The following is a 21,295-nucleotide window of genomic DNA, read 5'->3' on the forward strand; positions in this document are numbered from 1 at the left end:
CGATCAAAGCACCATATGTGTGTGATGATGTGCTTTTTGTAGAACGAGCCAACGAGTTACGGTATGTAGCGAGGTTAAGTACTTAAGGTACGGAGCCGAAGGGAAACCAAGTCTTAATAGGGCGACTAGTTGCATGCTGTAGACCCGAAACCGGGTGACCTATCCATGGCCAGGTTGAAGCGAGGGTAAAACCTCGTGGAGGACCGAACCACGTTGCTGTTGAAAAAGCATGGGATGAGCTGTGGATAGCGGAGAAATTCCAATCGAACTCGGATATAGCTGGTTCTCCTCGAAATAGCTTTAGGGCTAGCGTCGGAAAATGTGAGTAGTGGAGGTAGAGCACTGAATAGGCTAGGGGGCATAGCGCTTACCGAACCTTATCAAACTCCGAATGCCATATACTATCAGTCCGGCAGTCAGACTGTGAAAGATAAGTTCCATGGTCAAAAGGGAAACAGCCCAGATCGTCAGCTAAGGTCCCAAAGTGTAAGTTAAGTGGAAAAGGATGTGGGATTTCTAAGACAACTAGGATGTTGGCTTAGAAGCAGCCACTCATTAAAAGAGTGCGTAATAGCTCACTAGTCAAGAGATTCTGCGCCGAAAATGTCCGGGGCTCAAACTTACCACCGAAGCTACGGGTTCACAATTTATTGTGAGCGGTAGAGGAGCGTCGTAATCGGGCTGAAGTCGTACCGTAAGGAGCGGTGGACTGATTACGAGTGAGAATGTTGGCATTAGTAGCGAGATGTAAGTGAGAATCTTACAGGCCGAATATCTAAGGTTTCCTGAGTAAAGTTTGTCTTCTCAGGGTTAGTCGGGACCTAAGGCGAGGCCGAAAGGCGTAGTCGATGGACAATTGGTTGATATTCCAATACCACTACAATCGTTATTATCGATGGTGTGACGGAGAAGGATAGGATGTGCTAGCTATTGGATGCTAGTCTAAGCGTTTAGGGAGTTAGGATAGGCAAATCCGTTCTAACAATTCTGAGGCGTGATGGGGAAGGTTCTACGGAACCGAAGTATCTGATTCCATGCTTCCAAGAAAAGCATCTAGAAAGAGAAGTAGTGCCCGTACCGCAAACCGACACAGGTAGATGAGGAGAGAATCCTAAGGCCGACGGAAGAATTGCAGTTAAGGAACTAGGCAAATTGACCCCGTAACTTCGGGAGAAGGGGTGCCTGCAGCAATGCAGGCCGCAGAGAATAGGCACAAGCAACTGTTTAACAAAAACACAGGTCTCTGCTAAAGCGTAAGCTGATGTATAGGGGCTGACGCCTGCCCGGTGCTGGAAGGTTAAGGGGAATGCTTAGCGGTAACGCGAAGGTGTGAACTTAAGCCCCAGTAAACGGCGGCCGTAACTATAACGGTCCTAAGGTAGCGAAATTCCTTGTCAGGTAAGTTCTGACCCGCACGAATGGCGTAATGACTTGTGCACTGTCTCAACTGCAAATCCGGCGAAGTTGTAGTGCGAGTGAAGATGCTCGCTACCCGCGATTGGACGGAAAGACCCCGTAGAGCTTTACTGTAGCTTAGCATTGAATTTCGGTATTGTCTGTACAGGATAGGTGGGAGACTGGGAAACCAGAGCGTCAGCTTTGGTGGAGTCGTTGTTGGGATACCACCCTGATAGTATTGAAGTTCTAACTGGATGCCATGAAACTGGTGACAGGACATTGTTAGGTGGGCAGTTTGACTGGGGCGGTCGCCTCCTAAAATGTAACGGAGGCGCCCAAAGGTTCCCTCAGAACGGTCGGAAATCGTTCGAAGAGTGCAAAGGCAGAAGGGAGCCTGACTGCGACACCTACAAGTGGAGCAGGGACGAAAGTCGGGCTTAGTGATCCGGTGGTACCTCGTGGGAGGGCCATCGCTCAACGGATAAAAGCTACCTCGGGGATAACAGGCTGATCTCCCCCAAGAGTTCACATCGACGGGGAGGTTTGGCACCTCGATGTCGGCTCGTCGCATCCTGGGGCTGAAGTAGGTCCCAAGGGTTGGGCTGTTCGCCCATTAAAGCGGCACGCGAGCTGGGTTCAGAACGTCGTGAGACAGTTCGGTCCCTATCCGTCGCGGGCGTAGGAAATTTGAGAGGAGCTGTCCTTAGTACGAGAGGACCGGGATGGACTGACCTATGGTGTACCAGTTGTTTCGCCAGAAGCATAGCTGGGTAGCTAAGTCGGGAATGGATAAACGCTGAAAGCATCTAAGTGTGAAGCCAACCTCAAGATTAGATTTCCCATAGCGTAAGCTAGTAAGACCCCTTGAAGACTACAAGGTTGATAGGTCAGAGGTGTAAGTATGGTAACATATTTAGCTGACTGATACTAATAGGTCGAGGGCTTGACCAATATATAATCAAGTTGTAAAATATACATTAATATCTATATGCAATTTTGAAAGAATAATATTCTTTCAATGGTTACATTCCGCGATAGCTCAATGGTGGAGCACTCGGCTGTTAACCGATAGGTTGGAGGTTCGAGTCCTCTTCGCGGAGCCATTTACATTTTATAAAGAAATTTAATAATTAATATATAACAAATTTAATTTGAAAATTTCATATAATATAGTAACTATATTTCTAAAGATGAATATTTTTAGTCGAGAAATCGGCTTTTTTTTGTTGTAGAAAATTACTTAGAAACTTATACTATATATAGATGTGAAAAATATTCTTAATATAATTATATTTAAAAGGAAAGATAATAAAATTCATTGAAACATGAGGGGTATAAGAAATGAAGCATAATTATAGAGACAATAAAAATAAAATAAAGAATATTAAAATTACTAGAACTACGATTTTATTTATTATTATTGTTGCATTTGTAGTTGGAGGGAGTTCTCTAATGGCTGTAAAGTTATCAAAGGATAAACAAGCAGTACAAGCGCTTGAAGTTAATAAAGAAGTAAGCTCAGAGTCAAGTAGTAAAGATAATAAAAATCAATCAAATAGTGCTTTATCTTTATTAGAAAATGATCCTGCAGCTGATGATATAGCTTTTGTAGAAAAATATTTAGATCAACAAATGAAAGGACAAATGCCTGATGGAGCAGATGGTAAAAAGGTTGTTTATTTAACTTTTGATGATGGACCATCAGAAACTGTAACTCCACTTATATTAGATATTCTTAAGGCTGAAAATGTACATGCAACTTTTTTTGTTGTTGGAAAGGCAGTGGATGAAAGTAAAATTACTAAAGATTTAATAAAAAGAGAAGTTGAAGAAGGAAATGCTATAGGAAATCATACTTATTCACACAATTATAATTATTTATATCCAAATAAAACTGTAAATGTGGATAACTTTATGGCTGATGTTGATAAAACTAATCAATCTTTAAAAAATGTTTTAGGTGAAGGTTTTTCAACTAGAGCTATTAGATTTCCTGGTGGACATATGACCTGGAGCGGAATGGACACAATGGATGCTGTTATGAAGGAACAAGATTATCACCAAGTAGATTGGAATGCGTTATCTAGAGATGCCGAAGGAGCTCCTAAGAAGGCAGAACAGCTGAAAGAGCAACTTATAAAAACTATAACTGGTAGACAAAAAGCAGTAATATTAATGCATGATACTTATGGTAAAGAAGAAACAGCAAAATCCTTACCTGAAATAATAAAGTACTTAAAGGAACAAGGATATGAATTTAGAACTATGAAATAAATTGTTTTTAGTCTGGGTATATGACAGAGATAAGTATAATTCATAAATTGTGTATATATAATTGAAGAAAATAAAAAACTATGTTAGTTTTCAGTTGAGTATTAGTATACTAGTATAACGAGATTTATACTATACTAGCAACTTTACTTGAAAATAGCATAGTTTATTTTTTATTTAAGATTTATATATGTTGCGTTAATAAATTTACAACTGAAGCTCTGTGAAGATAATTACGTAAAAATTATCTAAATGTAGGACTTTAATTACAACATATATAATTAAAAAAATATTTGAACGACATTCAGATATAGTATAATTGAAATAGAAATTATTAATGGTAAACTATTAATATATATTAGGATTATTATTATAAATAATAGAATTATAATAATATGTATATATATAGATATTTAAAGTGAAAACTAGACGTATGTATAAAAATAAAGATATGTAAATTTTATCATTAAAAATAAGGAGGACTAAAATGTTAGCAAAAAGTATTGCGTGTGAGATATTGGCAAAGTGTTTAGTAACTGGAGGAGACTTTGCTGAAATATTTGAAGAAGATTCGATAAATAACTCTATATCATTAGTAGATGGCAAGGTTGATGATGCTATAGGTGGAAGAAGCTATGGTATAGGAATTAGAATTTTTAAGGGATTAAATAGTGTATATGCATATACAAATAATAATAGTTTAGATAGTCTCTTAGATACTGCATATAGAGCAGCTTTAGCATTAGGCGATGTAAAAGAAAATAATAATTCAATTATATTAAATGAAAGGAAAATAGCTACAATACATCCAATAATTTATTATCCTAAAGATGTAGCATATGATAAAAAAATATCTATTTTAAAGAGTGCCTATAGTGGGGCGAAGAGTTTTAGTGAGGATATTTCACAAGTCATTGCAAGCTATGCAGACAAAGAACAAAATGTTCTAATTGCAAATACTGAAGGGTTATATATTCAAGATACAAGAATAAGAACAAGGCTGGGAGTAAGTGCAATTGCATCAAAGGGTTCGGAAAATCAAACTGGTTTTGAAGGACCAGGAAGACATATGGGAATTGAAATGTTTGATAATGTTGATCCTGCATATCATGGAAGAGAAGCAGCAAGGGTAGCACATACTATGCTTCATGCAAAGAACTGTCCAGCAGGTAATATGACTGTAGCTATAGATAATGGATTTGGGGGAGTTATATTCCATGAAGCTTGTGGTCATGCATTAGAGGCGAGTGCTGTTGCCAAAGGAAATTCAGTATTTGCAAATAAGCTTGGAGAGCAAATAGCATCAACTAAGGTTACTGCAATAGATGATGGAACAATGGCAAATGCTTGGGGATCATTAAATATAGATGATGAAGGTAATAAGACTCGAAGAAACGTATTAATTGAAAATGGTATTTTAAAAGGACATATGATTGATAAATTAAATGGAAGACGTATGAATATGGAGGCTACTGGTAGCTCAAGAAGGCAAAGTTACAAGTTCCAACCGACTTCAAGGATGACTAATACTTATATAGCTGCTGGAGATGATAAGCCAGGTGATATTATTAAATCTATGGAAGATGGCTTATATGCTAAGAAACTAGGGGGCGGTTCTGTTAATCCTGTAACTGGTGAATTTAATTTTTCTGTTCAAGAAGGATATTTAGTTAAAAATGGAGAAATTCAAGAGCCAGTTAGAGGGGCAAGTCTTATTGGTAAGGGCAGTGAAGTTCTAATGGATATAGATATGGTTGGAGATAATTTTGAAGTAGCCCAAGGCATGTGTGGATCATCTTCAGGAAGTATTCCAACTAACGTAGGTCAACCTATGATTAGAGTAAAGAAAATGACAGTAGGAGGTAGATAAGATATGGATTTCAATTTATTTAAAGAAATATTATTTAAAAACGCTAAAAATTCAGGGTTTGAAGAATTTGAAATATATTATTCTGATGCTGAAAATTTAAGTTTAAATATTTATGAAGGTGAAGTTGAGAAGTATAAATTAACTAATGCTTTTGGACTTTCATTTAGAGGAAAGATAAATGGTAAAATGGGATATTCTTATACTGAAATATTAGATGAAGATGCAATAGATACCCTTATAAAAAACGCAAAAGGAGCAGCACTTGCCATAGAAAATGAGGATGTGCAATTTATTTATGAAGGGGATAAAGAGTATAAGGAGCTAGATTGTTATAAAAAACAATTGGATAATGTAAAACCTGATGAACTTATTTCCCTTGCCTTAGAAATGGAAAAAGAATGTAAGAAGCAATGTGATAAGGTTGTAAACTTTCAAGGCTGTGGGATTGGGTATGGAAAAGCTACTTATGGAATAATAAACTCAAAAGGACTTAATTTAAAGAATGAAAGAAATAGCTTAACGGCATATGTAGTGCCTATAGTAGAAGAAAATAATGAAAAATACGATGGCATGGGATATGTTATAGCTAATAGTGTAGGAGATATTAAACCAAGTGAGTTAGCTAAGCAAGGTCTTGAAGAAGCACTTTCTAAAGTTGGGGGAAAGAGTATTCCATCAGGAACGTATAAGATAATTATAAACAATGAGGCAATGGTATCATTGCTTGGTACATTCTCAGGAATCTTTGATGCAGAGCAAGCACAAAAGGGATTATCTTTACTTAAGGGAAAAGAAGGTGAAATCATAGCATCAGATATAATAACTTTAATTGATGATCCTCATTTAGAAGATGGACTTGGAACAACTTCTTTTGATGATGAGGGGGTTGCAACTTATAAAAAAGAGATTATAACTAATGGAAAATTAAATACACTTTTATATAACTTAAAAACTGCGTATAAAGCTCAAGTTAAGTCTACAGGAAATGGATTTAAAGGTTCATATGCATCAACTGTAGGAGTAAGTGCAACAAACTTTTATATTAAGCCAGGAGAAAAATCTTTTGAAGAACTTTGTAATGAAGTGAAAGAAGGGGTAATAATAACAGAATTTGCCGGGCTTCATTCAGGAGCAAGTGCAATAACAGGAGATTTTTCCTTAGCAGCGAAAGGTTTTATGATTGAAAATGGAAAGAAGAGTTTTCCAGTAGAGCAAATTACGGTAGCAGGGAACTTCTTTACATTATTGAAAGATATTGAAGAAGTAGGAAGTGACTTAAAATTCCCAATGAGTAGTATAGGATGCCCATCTGTAATTGTAAAAGAACTTTCTGTAGCAGGAAAATAGTTGAATGAATGATTAATGACTAAGAAGAAACATTTATAATTAGAGGTCTAATGTATGAAGACGTGTTTACAAAAGTTGATGAATAAATATAATTATATTACAGAACATTCTTAATTTGTATAAAAACAGGGATTCCAATTTAATTTTAAAATTGGAATCCCTGTTTTTAGTGTATTCATATAGACAATTTAAAGTAATATAGCCTAATTAAGAAAATTTAGCTAACAAAGAAATTTTATTTAGTAAGATAAGCAAAATTCTCAGTAACCGGAACAACATAGTACCATTTATTTCGGTGTGTTATGCCCTATTTATGAGTATAATTTGCACGTATCATTTTATCTGAAATATCTAATGATTTCTTATAAACTTCTTTTTCTTTATCAGTAAGATTTTCTCCACCTTTAAGAGTTCCATTAGTTATTACAGCAAATGATTTATTTGTATTTAATAGATTTCTACCCAAAGCAGTATTTTCGTATTGCTCATTAGGAACTCCAAGTACATAAAGTAGTGTTGGCATTACATCAATTTCTCCATTATATAATTTGTCAAATGTTTTTCCTTCTTTTAAAGATGGATCATAAACTATAAATGGAACAGTAGGATTTCCAGTGTTTAAATACCAATCTTGTTTATTGGATAATTGGTTAATACTAGAATCATAATATTTATGAATTCCAGTATGATCACCCATTATAGCTATAACACTATTTTCAAGTAATCCTTCTTTATCTAACATATCAAGAAAATATCCTATTTGTTTATCTGTATAGTGGACGCTTTCAAAATATCCTCCAAGTTTACTTTCATCTAATTCAGGATCGAGTCCAAGTTCTCTGTATTCTTGAGGAATATCAAAAGGACCATGACTGGTTAAAGTTATAGTTTCAGAATAAAATGGCTGAGCCTGTTCTTTTAACATAGGAATAACTTGTTCAAAATAACTTTTATCACTTATACCAAGTCCTATTTCTTCATCTACATTAAATGAATAGTAATCATTAAATTTATCAAATCCAATTCCAATTAAACCATTTTTATAGTTCCAAAATGAACCTTTATCAGGATGGATTGCAATAGTACTATAACCTTGATTTTCCAAGATAGTTGGTAATGAATTGTAAGTATTATTTGGATATCTAAAGAATGTACTACCACTTCTTAATGGAAGCATAGAAGTATTGACTATTAAATCAGAATCTGAGCTTGTCCCTTCATTAACTTGCTCAAAAGTATTTGGAAAGTATAATGAAGATTGTACTAATTTATTTAAGTTGGGAGTAATTTCTTTATCATTGATTTTCTGTCCAATAACAAAACTTTCTAGGGATTCAACTTGGATGTAAATTAGATTTTTACCTTTTGATCTAGCAAAATATTCATTGTTAGGTAAGTTTTCCCTTTTAATCTCAAATAAGTTATTGATATCAGCTTTATCCTGATCAGTTAATTTATAAGCTTTAGAATCACGGTATACTGTATAACAATCAATTATGTGATATCCAATAGGCGAAAAATATCTAGCTGTATTTGATTTGTCATAATTATCAAAAAAATAAGCATTATGAACGTCTTTATTATTAAAAACAGTTATACTGAAAGGAACATAAATTATAAATAATATTGATAAAATGAAAGTACATAAGAAAGTCTTAATAGCACGTTTATGTTTTTTTGTATAAGATTTTCTAGTTATGTATGCATATGCAGCTAGTATTATAAAATCAAATAAAAATATAACATCTAATTTGCTAGTCATTGATAATATACTACCACTCATATTATCTAAATTAGCGGTTTGAGTTAACGCTAATACAGATGGAACCGTTAAGAATCCTCTAAAGTACCATGCATCAATTAGCATTATTAGTGTTAAAATACCATCAATTGCAAAAGTAGATATTATTCTACCTCTACCTTTAAATAAAAGGGAAAAGCTCAAAAATATTAAAGCAAAAGCTATATAATAATTTAAGCAGGGGTTAGCAGATTTATAACCTGCAGAAAAATTAAAAACATAAGGGTTTTGACTTGTAACAAAACCTTGAAATATAATTCCCTTCAACACTATAGAAGCTAAAGGGATTAAGAAGAAAATTAATCTTATTAGTGTATCTTTTGTTAAGTTATTTTGCAAAAATTTATTAAGTTTTGAGTTAAAAGAACTCATTGCTTCACCTCTATTCAATATAATCACTACATTATAGTATACATAAATTTATTAATTAAACAAATAAAAATTAATTTCAATATTGGTAAAAAAATCAAGTGAAATATTTTTATATATAAAAACAATATATAATCTAACATGGTATACTATTAATACAAGAAAATTTGATATAATCAAAGTATAGTAAGTTAATAATTTATTAAAGCGTATTAAAAAAATAACAAGTTAGTATGTTCACCGAATAGCTAACTATGAGGCACCTTACTTCATTATCTATGCAAAATGTACAGAGCAGTTTTGACTTGTTATTTTATTTCATATATATAAAACATTGAAAAGGGGTTATAAGCATGAAAGAAATAGATTGTAGAGGACTCTCTTATTTAAGAAGTATAAGAGAAATAAAAAAATATTTTAATTCAATTGGTGAAGGAGAAGCAATTATAACAGTAAATAGTGAACTTGGACGATCTAATGTTATAAGATATGTAACCCATAAAGGGTATCAAGTAGACCAAGAAGATGAAGAAAATAGGTTTAACATAAAGGTAGAAAAAAGAGGCTGTTTAGGAGTTGAAGAAGAGGAAAATATATTTTCGGTTTTGATAACATGTGACAAAATCGGATGTGAAGATAAAGATTTAGGAGAAATTCTAATGAGTGAATATTTTGAAGCATTAAATGAATGCGAAAGGCTTCCTAGAGAGATTTTATTCTTAAATTCAAGTGTTAAGTTATTTAAGAACGAATCTAAATCATTAGAAGATATAAGAATGTTATATAAAAAGGGTGTAATAATTTTAATAAATGACACATCTTTAGATTATTATAATTTAAAAGAAGATATTACTTTTGGAGAAATAGCTAATATGTATGATATGGTTATTGCTATGAAAAAATCCCCAAAATTAATAAAGATATAGACTTAATAAAAGATAAATTAGGTTCGTTAATGTATGGAGGGTAGAAGAATGTCAAATTATGATTTAATTATTATTGGAGCCGGAATATCTGGAATGACAGCAGCAATAGGAGCTGCCAAAGAAGGAATAAAAAAAATACTTATTATTGAAAGGGAATCTAATTTAGGCGGAATAATTAATCAATGTATTCATAACGGATTTGGAGAAAAGTTTTTAGGCGAACCTGTAACAGGGCCAGAATATATTGATTTTATAGAAAGACAATTGGATAAATCATGTATACAAATTATTCTAAATACTACTGTATTAGATATTACTAGAGAAATGGTAGTTACATATGTAAATTCTAAAGATGGTGTTAAGGATGTGACGGCTAAGGCAATTATATTTGCTATGGGTGCCAAAGAACAATATTTAGGGAATATTGTAATTCCAACAAATGAACTTACAGGAATATTTACCGTTGGAGAAGCTCATAGAATAATTAATTTAGATGGATATCTGCCAGGAAGAAAGACTATAATTATAGCAAAAGATAAATGGGGATTTATAGTTGCTAGAAGATTAATAATAGAAGGTGGAAATGTAGAAGGTGTAGTACTCGAGAAAGCCTTTGAGGATATTACGGACACTGAAATAGATAATATTATTGATGGTTTCGATATACCTATAATTGAAAATTCTAGAGTAATGGAAATTGAAGGTGAAACCAGAATTCAAAAAGTTAAAATTATTAATATTAATAATAAAGTAATAGAAGAAAAAGAATGTGATTCTTTATTATTATCAGTTGGTTTTGTACCTGAAAATTCTATTGTTAAGAAATTAGAAATTAATATTAATAGTGAAATATTAGGTCCTGAAGTAGTAGAGTTTGAAACATCAGTAGGTGGTTTTTTTGCATGTGGAAATATTATATACGGAGAGAAAGCGCTACATATGAAAGAAACAGATGGAATTGAATGTGGAATAAAAGCAGCTAAATACATACACCGCGAAAAAGAATGTTAAGCATAACCAAGAACTTATAATACAAATTACCAAGTAATTTAATTATTGATTGTGAATTAGATTAAAAAAAGCGGAGGGCTTCTTCATACAAAAGTTCATGGCCTAAAGATGTTAAATGAATTCCATCTAAATAAATATCATTTTCATATAAGGTTAATTCATAGAAGTTAATAAATTGTATTCCATTGTTAATACATAATTTGATAATCTCATCTTTTAATGTTACGAGTTCACTTTCGGCATAATCATATAGGTGAGAAGGTGAAAAAAGCGAATTGGCCATTTTACCAATAATTTTAGGGGGGATACCTATAATTATTTCTGAATTAATATTACAACTTTCTTTAATCATTAATTCTAAATTATCAATTATTGAAGATACTGATCTTCCGAGAAGAAGATCATTGGTACCACCCATTATGAAAATTTTAGATGGACGATAGATTAAAACATCATTAGAGTAGCGAAAAAGCATGGAAGTGGTAGTGTCTCCATTACATGCTTTATTCAATGATGAAGCAGAAAAGTTTTGTGTGAGTTTATATACCCAAGAATTTTGTTTGGGTACTCCATATCCAAAAGTTAGACTGTCTCCAAAGAAAATAATATCAAAGTTATTATTCATAAGAAGTTCCTCCATTGCTTAAAATAATTTATTAAAACATTTTTTACATATTAAAGTTTTTCCATTATCAGCTTTTAAATAATCATCTGAAGTAATAAGTTTATTACATATACTACAGAACTTAGTTTCTTTGGATGTAGTAGTTTTAGAAACTTTATCAGATTGTTTTAAAGGACTGTGGTTATTGGTGGAGGTTGTTTTATTCTTAGAATTAGCACATAAAGAAACCTTATTAGATCTATTAGTTAATAAATTATTTTTTATTGGAGAATATAATTTTGATTGTGTAGGAATAATTTTTTTTGTAATAGTATAATTAAAATCATATTCACTTTCAGAAAACAGTTCTAATTCAAATCTAGGATTTTCTTTATCGTAATACTCTTCAGTAAAAATTCTAGTTATTTGAGCATCATTTATTATAATGCCACTTTTTTCTATACCGTCAAATATACTTTTAGTAATATTAATAGTATCGGGATGACGTTTTTCACTTTTATAATAAACTTTTAATAAAGCTATTAAGCTTTCAGAAAAAATAATATCTGGATTTTGACTTCTTGCAATCAATGCAATTTCTTGTTCATATAATGCGTATCTATCATGATATTTTCCAGAACTATGTGGTAAAATAGCACGTCCATTTATATTATGTAATTTAAAATTTGATTTAGTGATTGGTGATCCATTAATTACTATCTTAGCATAATTAGACATTTTAATTCTCCTTGAGTGAGGCATATTAAAAAGATAACAAGTTAGTATGATAGTCTACATATGTTGCAATTATCAATACTCAATACTCAATGCTAAACTATAACTAGAATTTTACATAATTTTTGAAATTGAAAATGAATAATTATTTTTGCAACATATATATTTTGTCTAACACAAAATGAAATAGCATCTTTACAGGTTATTTTATTTCATATGCCTGAAAATTTGATTATTACTTAAAATATACATCATATGTACTTCTTATACAACAATTACATGTTGATTGCTTTTGTAAGAAAGTCAATTTACCTTTTATATATTCATAAGGCATATTAAAACAACAACAAGTTAGTATACTAGTGTATATAAATTGTACTTTGATTATATTGTATATATAAAGTATAATATTTGAGTAATTCACATTGATAAACAATGTATTTTAAGTGTTTAATATATTATTAAATCTTAAGAATATATTAAACAATATAGATAATAGAGGAATTTATCGATATTATAAGCTAAAATAGAACTTGTCATAGAAGAAAATATTATACTTAGAAAGTATTTTAATTTATTTGTAATTATAAATTAACCTAAAGTATATTTAAAAAAATAAAAAAAGAGGTATTAATAGGAATGAGTAAAAAAATAATCTTAGCAATAGAATCAAGTTGTGATGAAACAGCAGCTGCAGTTGTGGTAGATGGTAGAGAAGTTTTATCAAATGTAATTGCATCACAAATAGATACGCATAAAAAGTTTGGTGGTGTAGTTCCTGAGGTTGCATCAAGAATGCATATTAAAGTAGTAGATAGTGTAGTAAAAGCGGCTCTTGCAGAGGCTGAAGTTTCATTAGATGATATTGATGCAATAGGTGTTACTTATGGACCTGGACTTGTTGGAGCACTTTTAGTTGGGCTTCAATATGCAAAGGGCCTTTCATTAGGTTCAAAAAAACCATTGATTGGGGTTAACCATATCCAAGGGCATATTAGTGCAAATTTTATTGAACACAAAGATTTAAAGCCTCCATTTGTATCATTGGTAGTTTCTGGTGGTCATACATTTATAGTACATGTAAAAGGATATAGAGATTTTGAAGTTATTGCTCAAACAAGGGATGATGCAGTAGGAGAAGCTTATGATAAGGTAGCAAGGTCACTCGGACTTGGATATCCAGGTGGACCTAAAATTGATAAACTAGCTAAAGAAGGAAATGAAAATGCAATAGAATTTCCAAGAGCTAAATTTCAAGATGATACATTAGATTTTTCATTTAGTGGAGTTAAATCTGCAGTATTAAATTATTTAAATAAAGCTAAAATGAAAGATATAGAGATAAATAAGGCTGATATTGCAGCATCATTTCAAAAAGCGGTTATTGATGCATTAAAAACTAATTTATTTCTAACTTGTGAAAGACGAGGAATTAAAAAGGTTGCAGTAGCAGGTGGGGTTGCATCTAATTCGTGTTTAAGAGAAACACTTTTAAATGAAGGTGCAAAAAGGGGAATTGAAATTTTATTTCCATCACCTATATTATGCACTGATAATGCAGCAATGATAGGGAGTGCAGCTTATTTCAATTATCAAGAAGGAATAAGATCAGATTTAGATATAAATGCAAAACCAAACTTAAAATTAATTGAAAGGTAGATTCTAATATGAGGTTATTATCACATTCTAATGGGATACATAAAGTTGAGAAAGATAAAGTTAGTAAGCGGAAATTTTTAGAAAGTTTTATTATTTTCGTTGTAGGACTATTAATTTTTGGGTTTGCAATACAAATGATAACTAATATTTTTGATAATGCAAGATTAAAATCAAGATTTAAATATATTAGAATAGATGGAAGTAAAATGGAATATAAGCTTAAGTCAAACGGAGATTATACTGTGGTGTTTGATGGAGCAATTGGAGCGAATATGTATGAATGGGATACGGTTTGCAGAGAATTAGAAGATAAAAAGATATCAACATTTATATACAATAGAAGAGGGTATGGATTTAATGATGGAGGAGAAAATAGAACACCAGAAGAGCAAGCAAAAGATTTGAAAGTTTTGCTTAAAAAATCAGGAGCACCAGAACCCTACATTTTAGTTGGAGAAGAATATGGTAGTTTAGTTACGACTAACTTCGTTAGTTTATATTCAGATTCAGTTGCAGGAGTTGTGTTAGTTAATCCAATATCAGAAGAAAAGATTAAAACTAATGAATTTAAGGAAAGCATTAAATTTGAATATTATAGAAGTCAATTTGAGAAAATAGGTACTAATATTAGTTTAACTTCATTATTGAGTAAGATGGGGTTAACTATGGAAAATGATATTTTTAAAGAGCATTTAACTGAAAGTGAATTAGCTGAATTTAATAGTTTTAAAAATAATAAGAAATATAAGGAAGCAGTCTCAAATGAATTAAAAAACTTATATAAAGATGTATCAAATAGTCAAATTGACGGGTTATTACATAATAAACCATTATATTTAATAACTGATAATGAAGAAGATCCTATAAAAAAAATAGGTGATGCAAGAGTTACGACAATATATAAAGAAGAAATAGAAGGTTCACCATTTTCATTATTAGATTCAAATACAATTGTTAATGGAGTAAATAACGTTATTAAAGATGCAAAAAAAATAGCTAAAAAGTCATAAGAAAGTAGGATTAACTATATATTATTGTCATTTGTTTGACACACAATAACTTTATACTAAGATTATAGAGTTATTACTAGTGGATGTAGCATAAAGTATTTTGATATATATAAATGCTTACTCCTCTGACTTTATGAAGATGAGTTTAAAATATATACGAGAACGTTACGGATACTAGCTATCGGGAATTGTGCCACTTGAGGGTATAAATTAATGATTGATATAGTTGATTGCAAAATAGAAAAATAAAATCTGTGGATAATTTTTTAAAATTAAGATCATATCCACATAAAAAAGAGCATAACAATAAAACCTTTAATAAAAGGTTTAAAAAATCATAAAAATATATTTTGATTTGTGGATATGTTATTAAGCTGCAATTGCAATAAGTTTTCTAATGCTCCTAATATATTCGGGGTTATTTAGAGAATGAGACAATATAACGTTTATTAGTTTTGATATAGCTGTTAAATAAAGGTCAGAGCGCATAGTGGTTGTATTTACTGTATTGGGTGACTGTATGCAAGGATTAAACTTAAAACAAGATATTTCTCTTTCAATAATAGTACGTATTTTGTAAGTTTTAGCCCATTCATCGGAATTCCTTTGTATACCTGGATAAAGTCTGAAATCTTTATCCGGATAGACGTAAGTCATTCGACCACTTTTATTATCAGTACATGGAGTTTCACATGTAAGATAGCATTTGCCTTTCTTATCCCTATAAGATTTAGGACAGGTGAATTTATAGCGTACGCTTCGGTTTTTACCACCACAACTACCTTCTGATTTAAATTGTTCTTTGGTTAGCGGACATAATGGAATTCCCGATGTATTAAATTCTAAATCATTAATTTTAGTATTTTTTTGATTACGAGAGTTTAAGGGAATAAATACTTTTTGAAAATTAAGTTGTTTTAAAAGTCCGAAATTTTCATAACTATCAAATTCTGAATCACCTAAAAAAGTTTTAAATTGAAAATTAGTTTTTGATTTTAGATTATTTATAAATGGCTTAACAACTGATTTTAATGAAGCATTATCATAAGCATATTTTTGTTCTTCAGGAGTTTCAAATTCTTGTTTTACAGAAGAATAAAAGTTTTCATCAAAGAAGTTTATTCCAAGTGGAATTCCTAATCCGTTAGTTAAAATACCAAATTTATAAAAATATCCAAAATGACCATTAACAAAATCTAATTTTATACTAGGATTAGCTTCTGAAAATTTAGGCATGTTTTTATATGCCGCAGCGTATGCATTGTAATCTTTCTTCTTAATGGCTTTCGCGTACGATTTTTGCTTATTAATTTCAGAAACAAGGGTCTTAGGATTGTTTTCTTTAACTTTTGGCTTTAAGCCAGAAGTATCATATATAAGCATAGAATTACGGTCTTTATAGGGTGAATTATCCGGCAATGAAAGATTAAATTCGTTACAAATATCAATTACATTAGGAACTAAAGAATTAAATAAATCTGCTATATCTTTTTCAAAATCGGTTTTAAATCTACTAAAGTATGATTCAGCAGGAACAGAATCATAGAATCCGCAGAATTCTCTTATTTCAGTAGAAAATATAAGAAAAAGATGTAATAAAACATTAGTAGGAATATGAAATATTTGCATTAGTATTAGTGCAGATAATATTGAAGATAATTTATAATCTCTATCCCGGCCTAATGTAGAGTAATAGTGATTTGAGAAGGATTCTGGAATAAAACTTTCCAGGTCGAAATTATCAGAAAGTAAGTTTAAAAAACCTACTGGTTGTTTAGTTGAAAGATAGTTTAATTCGGAAACTTGATCAAACAAATTTAATTGCTTAATTTTATTAAGTGAAAACATGTTATTTTACCTCCATTTGTTTTTTATTTTTGTTGTTATTAATATTTTGACATACTGGAGGAAAATATAAATACCTAACTTGAAAAAAGTTAGGTAAATCAATGCTTGCGGAATTCCGCAAGCAACTATAATGATTGATATATAAGGAGGAAAATCTTATGAATAATAATGAGAATAATGGGAAATTTATCGATGTAGAATCTTTACCAGTAGATGAAGGACAACAAGTTGCTTGGAAAAATTGTTTTCAAAATAATAATTCAGCACCAAAGAAAAGAAAGGGAAGAGGCATACGTATATTAGGAAAGATTGCAGGGATTTTGCTTATTACAATGACAGGTGGAGTATTTGGGAGTGTAATTACTTACTCATTAATCAAGTCTAATAATATTGTTACTACAAAACAAATAACAAGCTATGTTCCACAATCATTTACAGCAAGTACATCAGATGCAATGTCAGCAGCTGATGCATTTAATAAGGTGGCACCAGCTGTTGTTATTGTTTCAACTAAAAGTACAGCCAATAATGGATTTACAACTGGAGAAGTTGAGGGGATGGGTTCAGGTTTCATCATAAATGAAGAAGGATATATATTAACTAATTATCATGTAATTTCAAGTGCTAAGGAAATCACAGTTACATTAAGTGATAATACTGAAGTTAGTGCAACTGTAGTTAATTATGATGCAGAAAAAGATATTGCAATGATTAAATTAAAAGAAGGAACTAAAGTTCCAGCAATTTCAGAACTTGGTGATTCTGATGAAATATATCCAGGTGCAGAAGTTATAGCAATTGGAACACCTCTTTCAAAGAATTTTGCACAAACACTTACAAAAGGAGTTATAAGTGGTAGCAATAGAACAATAGAAGGGCAAAGCGGAACAAGTGTGAATCTAATTCAAACAGATGCAGCTATTAATCCAGGAAATAGTGGTGGTCCATTAGTAAATGCTAAGGGGCAAGTTATAGGAATAAATTCTATGAAGATTGGTACTGAATCAGTAGGAACAACTAGTATTGAAGGGATAGGTTTCGCAATTCCAATAAATGAAGTGAAAAATAAAATAGATGCTTTATCAAAGCCTATCTTAAATTTAGGAATTCAAATAAGAGAAATTAACAGTGATACTGCTAAGAAATATGATTTAGCAGAAGGAATATATGTATCTTCTGTTGATGAATTCTCACCAGCTGAAAAAGCCGGACTTAAGATTGGAGATATTATTGTTAAATGTGATGGAAAATCAGCTAAGACATTTGCAGAGCTTAAAACAATAAAAGAAGGTAAAAATGCTGGTGATACTATGAATATAGAAGTAGTAAGGGATAAGAAAAATATTAGTGTATCAGTTATATTAGAAGAAAAAACTAATTAAGGTATCTGAAAATAATATTCCAATATTCCTAAATATATATGGGATTGATAAATGTATATTATGCAATTATCAGTCCTGTTTTTTTTAGAATCTGTGAATGTAAATTATCAATACGTAATTTAAATTGCAGAACTAAATCTTAAGGATATTCAAAAAGATAACAAATCAGTATGCCTAAAATTAGATTGTATTCTAGTATAATAAAATTAGAGTATTCTAATAAAACTTATATGGAAAAAAGAAACTATTAGGTTATTCTTTTAAAGATTAAAAAAAAGTAGTAGAATATAATGAATAAGGTAAGGCGTAGTTAAATTGTTATTTAGATGACTAATGTGAAAAGGGGATAAATATGGAAGAAATAATATTAAATATAATAATGCATAGCGGGGAAGCACGAAGTTATTCTATAGAGGCAATTACTTTAGCTAAAGCCGGAAAATTTAATGATGCAAAAGAATTAATAGTAAAATCTGATGAGGCATTAGGATATGCACATAATTCACAAACCAGCTTGATTCAAGGCGAAGCTGCAAATGATAATATAGAATTTTCATTGCTTTTAGTACATGCTCAGGATCACTTAATGACAACAATGACGTTTAAAGATTTAGCAGTGGAATTAATAGAAGTATATGAAAAAATAGATTCTATTAATTGTAGGTAGAATATATGAAAAGTAAAATTAAATATGCTTTTGTGTTTTCTATTCTTTTAGTAATAGGCATAATAAGTATTAATCTATATCAACCTAATAAAGAGCAACAAGTTAAGGGTAGTATAGAACTTCTAGTAAATGAAAGTTCTTATGACTACTTAGTTGAGTGTGCAAATAATTTCATGAAATTAAATGATAAGACTTTTATTAGTATAAAGAAGTTAGATAGTTATGATCAGATTAAAAATGCAGTGAAGGATAATAATAAAATAAAATTTCCTAATGTTGCACAAATTGATAGGTTCAATTTTGAAGAATTAAAATTAGATAATTATGAATATTATAATAAGGATAATAAGCTTTTAAATAATTATGCTAATAATTTTTCTAAATATAGAGTTACTCAAGTTAAGTATGGTGACAACTCAATAGGTATACCACTAACATCCAGACCTTTAGCTTTTTATGTGAGAGAAGATATGCTGAGGGAATATGGATATAAACGAGACAGTATGAATACTTGGGATGATGTTATAAAAATTGGTAAGGATATTTATATAAAAAGCAATGGAAAAGTAAGTATAATAAATGCAACGGGACAAGACTATGAAGATTTATTAGACTTATTAACCATGGAGAGCTTTAATGATGATAAAAGTGTAGAGCAAATAAAATCAGAAGTTGAAACTATGATTAAAAATTTAAAGGATAATAACATTTTAAATTTACAAAATGAAGGAGAATTTTTAGGAAGAATATCTTCTTTTAATGCTATGAAAGAGATAATGAAAATTGAAGAAAAGTGTGAATGGAGCATAGGGAATGTACCTAGTATTAAACCAGGAGCAAATAAGTTTTTTGCATCAGAAGGAGATAATTTATTAATATTAAATCAAAATACTGATAATGAAAAGCTAATTGAAAAATTTATGACTTATTTAATAACTAATAACAAAGAAACTGTTAAATATGTGAAGCAAGGAAAATTCTTTTCAAGCTATTTGTATACATATAGCAGCAAAGAAATTGAAGAAGGTGTAAAAAACTTCGTTGGCAAGAGCCCCCTTGTAGTATTGAGTAATATAGAAGAAAAGACTCCAGAAATTAATGACTATGATAAATATATAAAAGTTAAGCAAGAACTTAGAGTACAGTAGTACTTTGAGTTCTTGTTTAATTTTTATACTAAGGATGGGTCTACTAATTTCTTATAAGCTTTCAATGTATTTTGAGCAGTTTTTGTCCAAGTGAATTCAAGGCTTCTTAAGTAGCCTCTTTCACTAAGGTTGGCTTTTAACGTTTCATCATTTAAAAGAGTTACTAGAGATTTTTCTAATTCGTTTATATTATACGGATTTATTAAAATTGCATCATCTCCTGTCACTTCTGGGATTGAGGTTAAGTTAGAGGTTATTACAGGTGCCTTGCAGCTCATGGCTTCTAATGGAGGTAGTCCAAACCCTTCATAAAATGATGGGTAAACAAAAGCATCACAGCCACTATAAAGAACCGGTAAAATTTTATCTTCTAAATATCCACAAAAAATAACTTTGTCTTGTAGATTATTTTCTTTTACAAAGGTAAGAAGTTTTTCACCTTCATCTCTTAATCCTCCACCAAGAAGCAATTTATAAGGCTTGTTTAAGTCTTTATAAACTTTACTAAACGCCTTAATTAGACCTAAAACATTCTTTCTTAAACTGAATCCACCAATATATAATATATATGGATCTTTTACACCAAAGGTATGTTCTACATATAATTTGCAATTATTTTTATCTAAAGGCTTAAAATTATTATTTGCAGCAAGAGGTGTTACAAATATCTTATCTTCAGGATAAAAACTGAAAAATTTTAAAATATCTTTTTTTGAGTATTCAGATACTGTCAAAATACCATAAGAATTAGAAATTATATTGGGCATATCACGTAAAAATCTTTCTAAGTAACCTTTGCCAACGGTTTCGGGCATAATATATGGAATTAAATCGTGTATTGTAACTATAGTTGGTATTTCTGTATCAAAATCGAACCCTATTCCATTTTGGGGAATATGATATAAATCAGTATGCAATTCATTTAATGTATTAGGAATATAATAATTTTCATAAAAACCACCATGTCTACCAGAAGAGTATACTATATTAGTATTTTTTTTATTAAATTCTTCATTAAATTTTCCAGAGCAAAATAAAGTGAATTCATCTTTTGAATCTATGGAAAGAATTTCTGACATAAGATTATTTGTATAAGTACCAATGCCAGTCCCTTGATGTAAAGTAGCACTACGAGCATCAATGGCAATTTTCATATGAACACCTCTATAATACATATTGGGCATATTTCAGAAAATAATAAGTCAGTATATATGCCTTTAGTATAAAGTATTAATTGATTTTAATTTTT

Annotated in this window: 15 protein-coding genes, 1 tRNA gene and 1 rRNA gene (1 of these 17 running past the window's edge); 12 read left to right on the forward strand and 5 right to left on the reverse strand. The window is 30.7% G+C overall.

From position 1 onward, the window contains the following. The 5 genes from DIC82_06145 to DIC82_06165 all read left to right on the forward strand — a co-directional run. Positions 1 to 2,350, forward strand: a 23S ribosomal RNA gene (locus DIC82_06145); it begins 564 nt to the left of the window's first position. A gap of 76 nt (positions 2,351 to 2,426) precedes the next feature. Next, positions 2,427 to 2,501: transfer RNA gene (locus DIC82_06150), tRNA-Asn, on the forward strand. A 238-nt stretch (positions 2,502 to 2,739) separates the two neighbouring features. Beyond that, entirely contained in the window at positions 2,740 to 3,672 is a 933-nt protein-coding gene (locus DIC82_06155; GenBank protein AWK50623.1) for a polysaccharide deacetylase, read from the forward strand. Between the two features lie 484 nt (positions 3,673 to 4,156). Continuing rightward, on the forward strand, positions 4,157 to 5,539 hold the full coding sequence (locus DIC82_06160; protein AWK50624.1) for a peptidase C69: 1,383 nt from the start codon (positions 4,157 to 4,159) through the stop codon (positions 5,537 to 5,539). 3 nt (positions 5,540 to 5,542) lie between these two features. Further along, positions 5,543 to 6,886 (forward strand): TldD/PmbA family protein, encoded by a 1,344-nt coding sequence (locus tag DIC82_06165; protein AWK50625.1) that lies wholly within the window; start codon positions 5,543 to 5,545, stop codon positions 6,884 to 6,886. Between the two features lie 307 nt (positions 6,887 to 7,193). Here the strand turns inward: DIC82_06165 and DIC82_06170 are convergent, their stop codons facing one another. Continuing rightward, positions 7,194 to 9,059 carry an LTA synthase family protein gene (locus DIC82_06170; protein ID AWK50626.1) on the reverse strand — a complete coding sequence of 622 codons (1,866 nt, stop codon included), beginning with the start codon at positions 9,057 to 9,059 and terminating at the stop codon, positions 7,194 to 7,196. 350 nt (positions 9,060 to 9,409) lie between these two features. On the opposite strand from DIC82_06170, the gene yedF reads away from it, so the two are divergent. Then, positions 9,410 to 9,982 (forward strand): sulfurtransferase-like selenium metabolism protein YedF, encoded by a 573-nt coding sequence (gene yedF, locus DIC82_06175; GenBank protein ID AWK50627.1) that lies wholly within the window; start codon positions 9,410 to 9,412, stop codon positions 9,980 to 9,982. A gap of 48 nt (positions 9,983 to 10,030) precedes the next feature. Then, positions 10,031 to 10,993 (forward strand): pyridine nucleotide-disulfide oxidoreductase, encoded by a 963-nt coding sequence (locus DIC82_06180; GenBank protein AWK50628.1) that lies wholly within the window; start codon positions 10,031 to 10,033, stop codon positions 10,991 to 10,993. A gap of 61 nt (positions 10,994 to 11,054) precedes the next feature. Here the strand turns inward: DIC82_06180 and DIC82_06185 are convergent, their stop codons facing one another. Further along, positions 11,055 to 11,618, reverse strand: a complete 564-nt coding sequence (locus tag DIC82_06185; protein AWK50629.1) for a GDSL family lipase — start codon at positions 11,616 to 11,618, stop codon at positions 11,055 to 11,057. Positions 11,619 to 11,636: 18 nt separating this feature from the next. Beyond that, the gene (locus tag DIC82_06190; protein ID AWK50630.1) at positions 11,637 to 12,335 is read right to left on the reverse strand and encodes a RusA family crossover junction endodeoxyribonuclease; all 699 of its coding nucleotides are present in this window, start codon (positions 12,333 to 12,335) and stop codon (positions 11,637 to 11,639) included. A gap of 636 nt (positions 12,336 to 12,971) precedes the next feature. On the opposite strand from DIC82_06190, the gene tsaD reads away from it, so the two are divergent. Both tsaD and DIC82_06200 read left to right on the forward strand, forming a co-directional pair. Then, positions 12,972 to 13,991 (forward strand): tRNA (adenosine(37)-N6)-threonylcarbamoyltransferase complex transferase subunit TsaD, encoded by a 1,020-nt coding sequence (gene tsaD, locus DIC82_06195; GenBank protein AWK50631.1) that lies wholly within the window; start codon positions 12,972 to 12,974, stop codon positions 13,989 to 13,991. An 8-nt stretch (positions 13,992 to 13,999) separates the two neighbouring features. Further along, complete coding sequence (locus DIC82_06200; protein ID AWK50632.1) at positions 14,000 to 15,001, forward strand: alpha/beta hydrolase; 1,002 nt, start codon at positions 14,000 to 14,002, stop codon at positions 14,999 to 15,001. A gap of 369 nt (positions 15,002 to 15,370) precedes the next feature. Here the strand turns inward: DIC82_06200 and DIC82_06205 are convergent, their stop codons facing one another. After that, positions 15,371 to 16,849, reverse strand: coding sequence for an ISNCY family transposase (locus tag DIC82_06205; GenBank protein AWK50633.1), 1,479 nt, complete (start codon positions 16,847 to 16,849; stop codon positions 15,371 to 15,373). Positions 16,850 to 17,007: 158 nt separating this feature from the next. Between DIC82_06205 and DIC82_06210 the strand changes: the two genes are divergently transcribed. The 3 genes from DIC82_06210 (at position 17,008) to DIC82_06220 (ending at position 20,046) form a co-directional block, all read left to right on the forward strand. Next, positions 17,008 to 18,231: a serine protease gene (locus DIC82_06210; GenBank protein AWK50634.1), complete on the forward strand. Its 1,224-nt coding sequence runs from the start codon at positions 17,008 to 17,010 to the stop codon at positions 18,229 to 18,231. Between the two features lie 352 nt (positions 18,232 to 18,583). Then, entirely contained in the window at positions 18,584 to 18,898 is a 315-nt protein-coding gene (locus DIC82_06215) for a PTS lactose/cellobiose transporter subunit IIA (GenBank protein AWK50635.1), read from the forward strand. 5 nt (positions 18,899 to 18,903) lie between these two features. Next, positions 18,904 to 20,046 (forward strand): sugar ABC transporter substrate-binding protein, encoded by a 1,143-nt coding sequence (locus DIC82_06220; GenBank protein ID AWK50636.1) that lies wholly within the window; start codon positions 18,904 to 18,906, stop codon positions 20,044 to 20,046. A 23-nt stretch (positions 20,047 to 20,069) separates the two neighbouring features. Here the strand turns inward: DIC82_06220 and DIC82_06225 are convergent, their stop codons facing one another. After that, complete coding sequence (locus tag DIC82_06225) at positions 20,070 to 21,200, reverse strand: glycosyltransferase family 1 protein (protein ID AWK50637.1); 1,131 nt, start codon at positions 21,198 to 21,200, stop codon at positions 20,070 to 20,072. Positions 21,201 to 21,295 lie beyond the last annotated feature (95 nt).

Source organism: Clostridium beijerinckii (assembly GCA_003129525.1).
Lineage (GTDB): Bacteria > Bacillota > Clostridia > Clostridiales > Clostridiaceae > Clostridium > Clostridium beijerinckii_D.

What these genes read in the sequence shown, in the direction of transcription:
- DIC82_06210 (AWK50634.1), top strand. Translation starts at nt 17,008, where the DNA reads ATGAATAATAATGAGAATAATGGGAAATTTATCGATGTAGAATCTTTA.
- yedF (AWK50627.1), top strand. Translation starts at nt 9,410, where the DNA reads ATGAAAGAAATAGATTGTAGAGGACTCTCTTATTTAAGAAGTATAAGA.
- DIC82_06155 (AWK50623.1), top strand. Translation starts at nt 2,740, where the DNA reads ATGAAGCATAATTATAGAGACAATAAAAATAAAATAAAGAATATTAAA.
- DIC82_06215 (AWK50635.1), top strand. Translation starts at nt 18,584, where the DNA reads ATGGAAGAAATAATATTAAATATAATAATGCATAGCGGGGAAGCACGA.
- DIC82_06170 (AWK50626.1), bottom strand. Translation starts at nt 9,059, where the DNA reads ATGAGTTCTTTTAACTCAAAACTTAATAAATTTTTGCAAAATAACTTA.
- DIC82_06185 (AWK50629.1), bottom strand. Translation starts at nt 11,618, where the DNA reads ATGAATAATAACTTTGATATTATTTTCTTTGGAGACAGTCTAACTTTT.
- DIC82_06180 (AWK50628.1), top strand. Translation starts at nt 10,031, where the DNA reads ATGTCAAATTATGATTTAATTATTATTGGAGCCGGAATATCTGGAATG.
- DIC82_06160 (AWK50624.1), top strand. Translation starts at nt 4,157, where the DNA reads ATGTTAGCAAAAAGTATTGCGTGTGAGATATTGGCAAAGTGTTTAGTA.
- DIC82_06165 (AWK50625.1), top strand. Translation starts at nt 5,543, where the DNA reads ATGGATTTCAATTTATTTAAAGAAATATTATTTAAAAACGCTAAAAAT.
- DIC82_06190 (AWK50630.1), bottom strand. Translation starts at nt 12,335, where the DNA reads ATGTCTAATTATGCTAAGATAGTAATTAATGGATCACCAATCACTAAA.
- DIC82_06200 (AWK50632.1), top strand. Translation starts at nt 14,000, where the DNA reads ATGAGGTTATTATCACATTCTAATGGGATACATAAAGTTGAGAAAGAT.
- DIC82_06220 (AWK50636.1), top strand. Translation starts at nt 18,904, where the DNA reads ATGAAAAGTAAAATTAAATATGCTTTTGTGTTTTCTATTCTTTTAGTA.
- DIC82_06205 (AWK50633.1), bottom strand. Translation starts at nt 16,849, where the DNA reads ATGTTTTCACTTAATAAAATTAAGCAATTAAATTTGTTTGATCAAGTT.
- DIC82_06225 (AWK50637.1), bottom strand. Translation starts at nt 21,200, where the DNA reads ATGAAAATTGCCATTGATGCTCGTAGTGCTACTTTACATCAAGGGACT.
- tsaD (AWK50631.1), top strand. Translation starts at nt 12,972, where the DNA reads ATGAGTAAAAAAATAATCTTAGCAATAGAATCAAGTTGTGATGAAACA.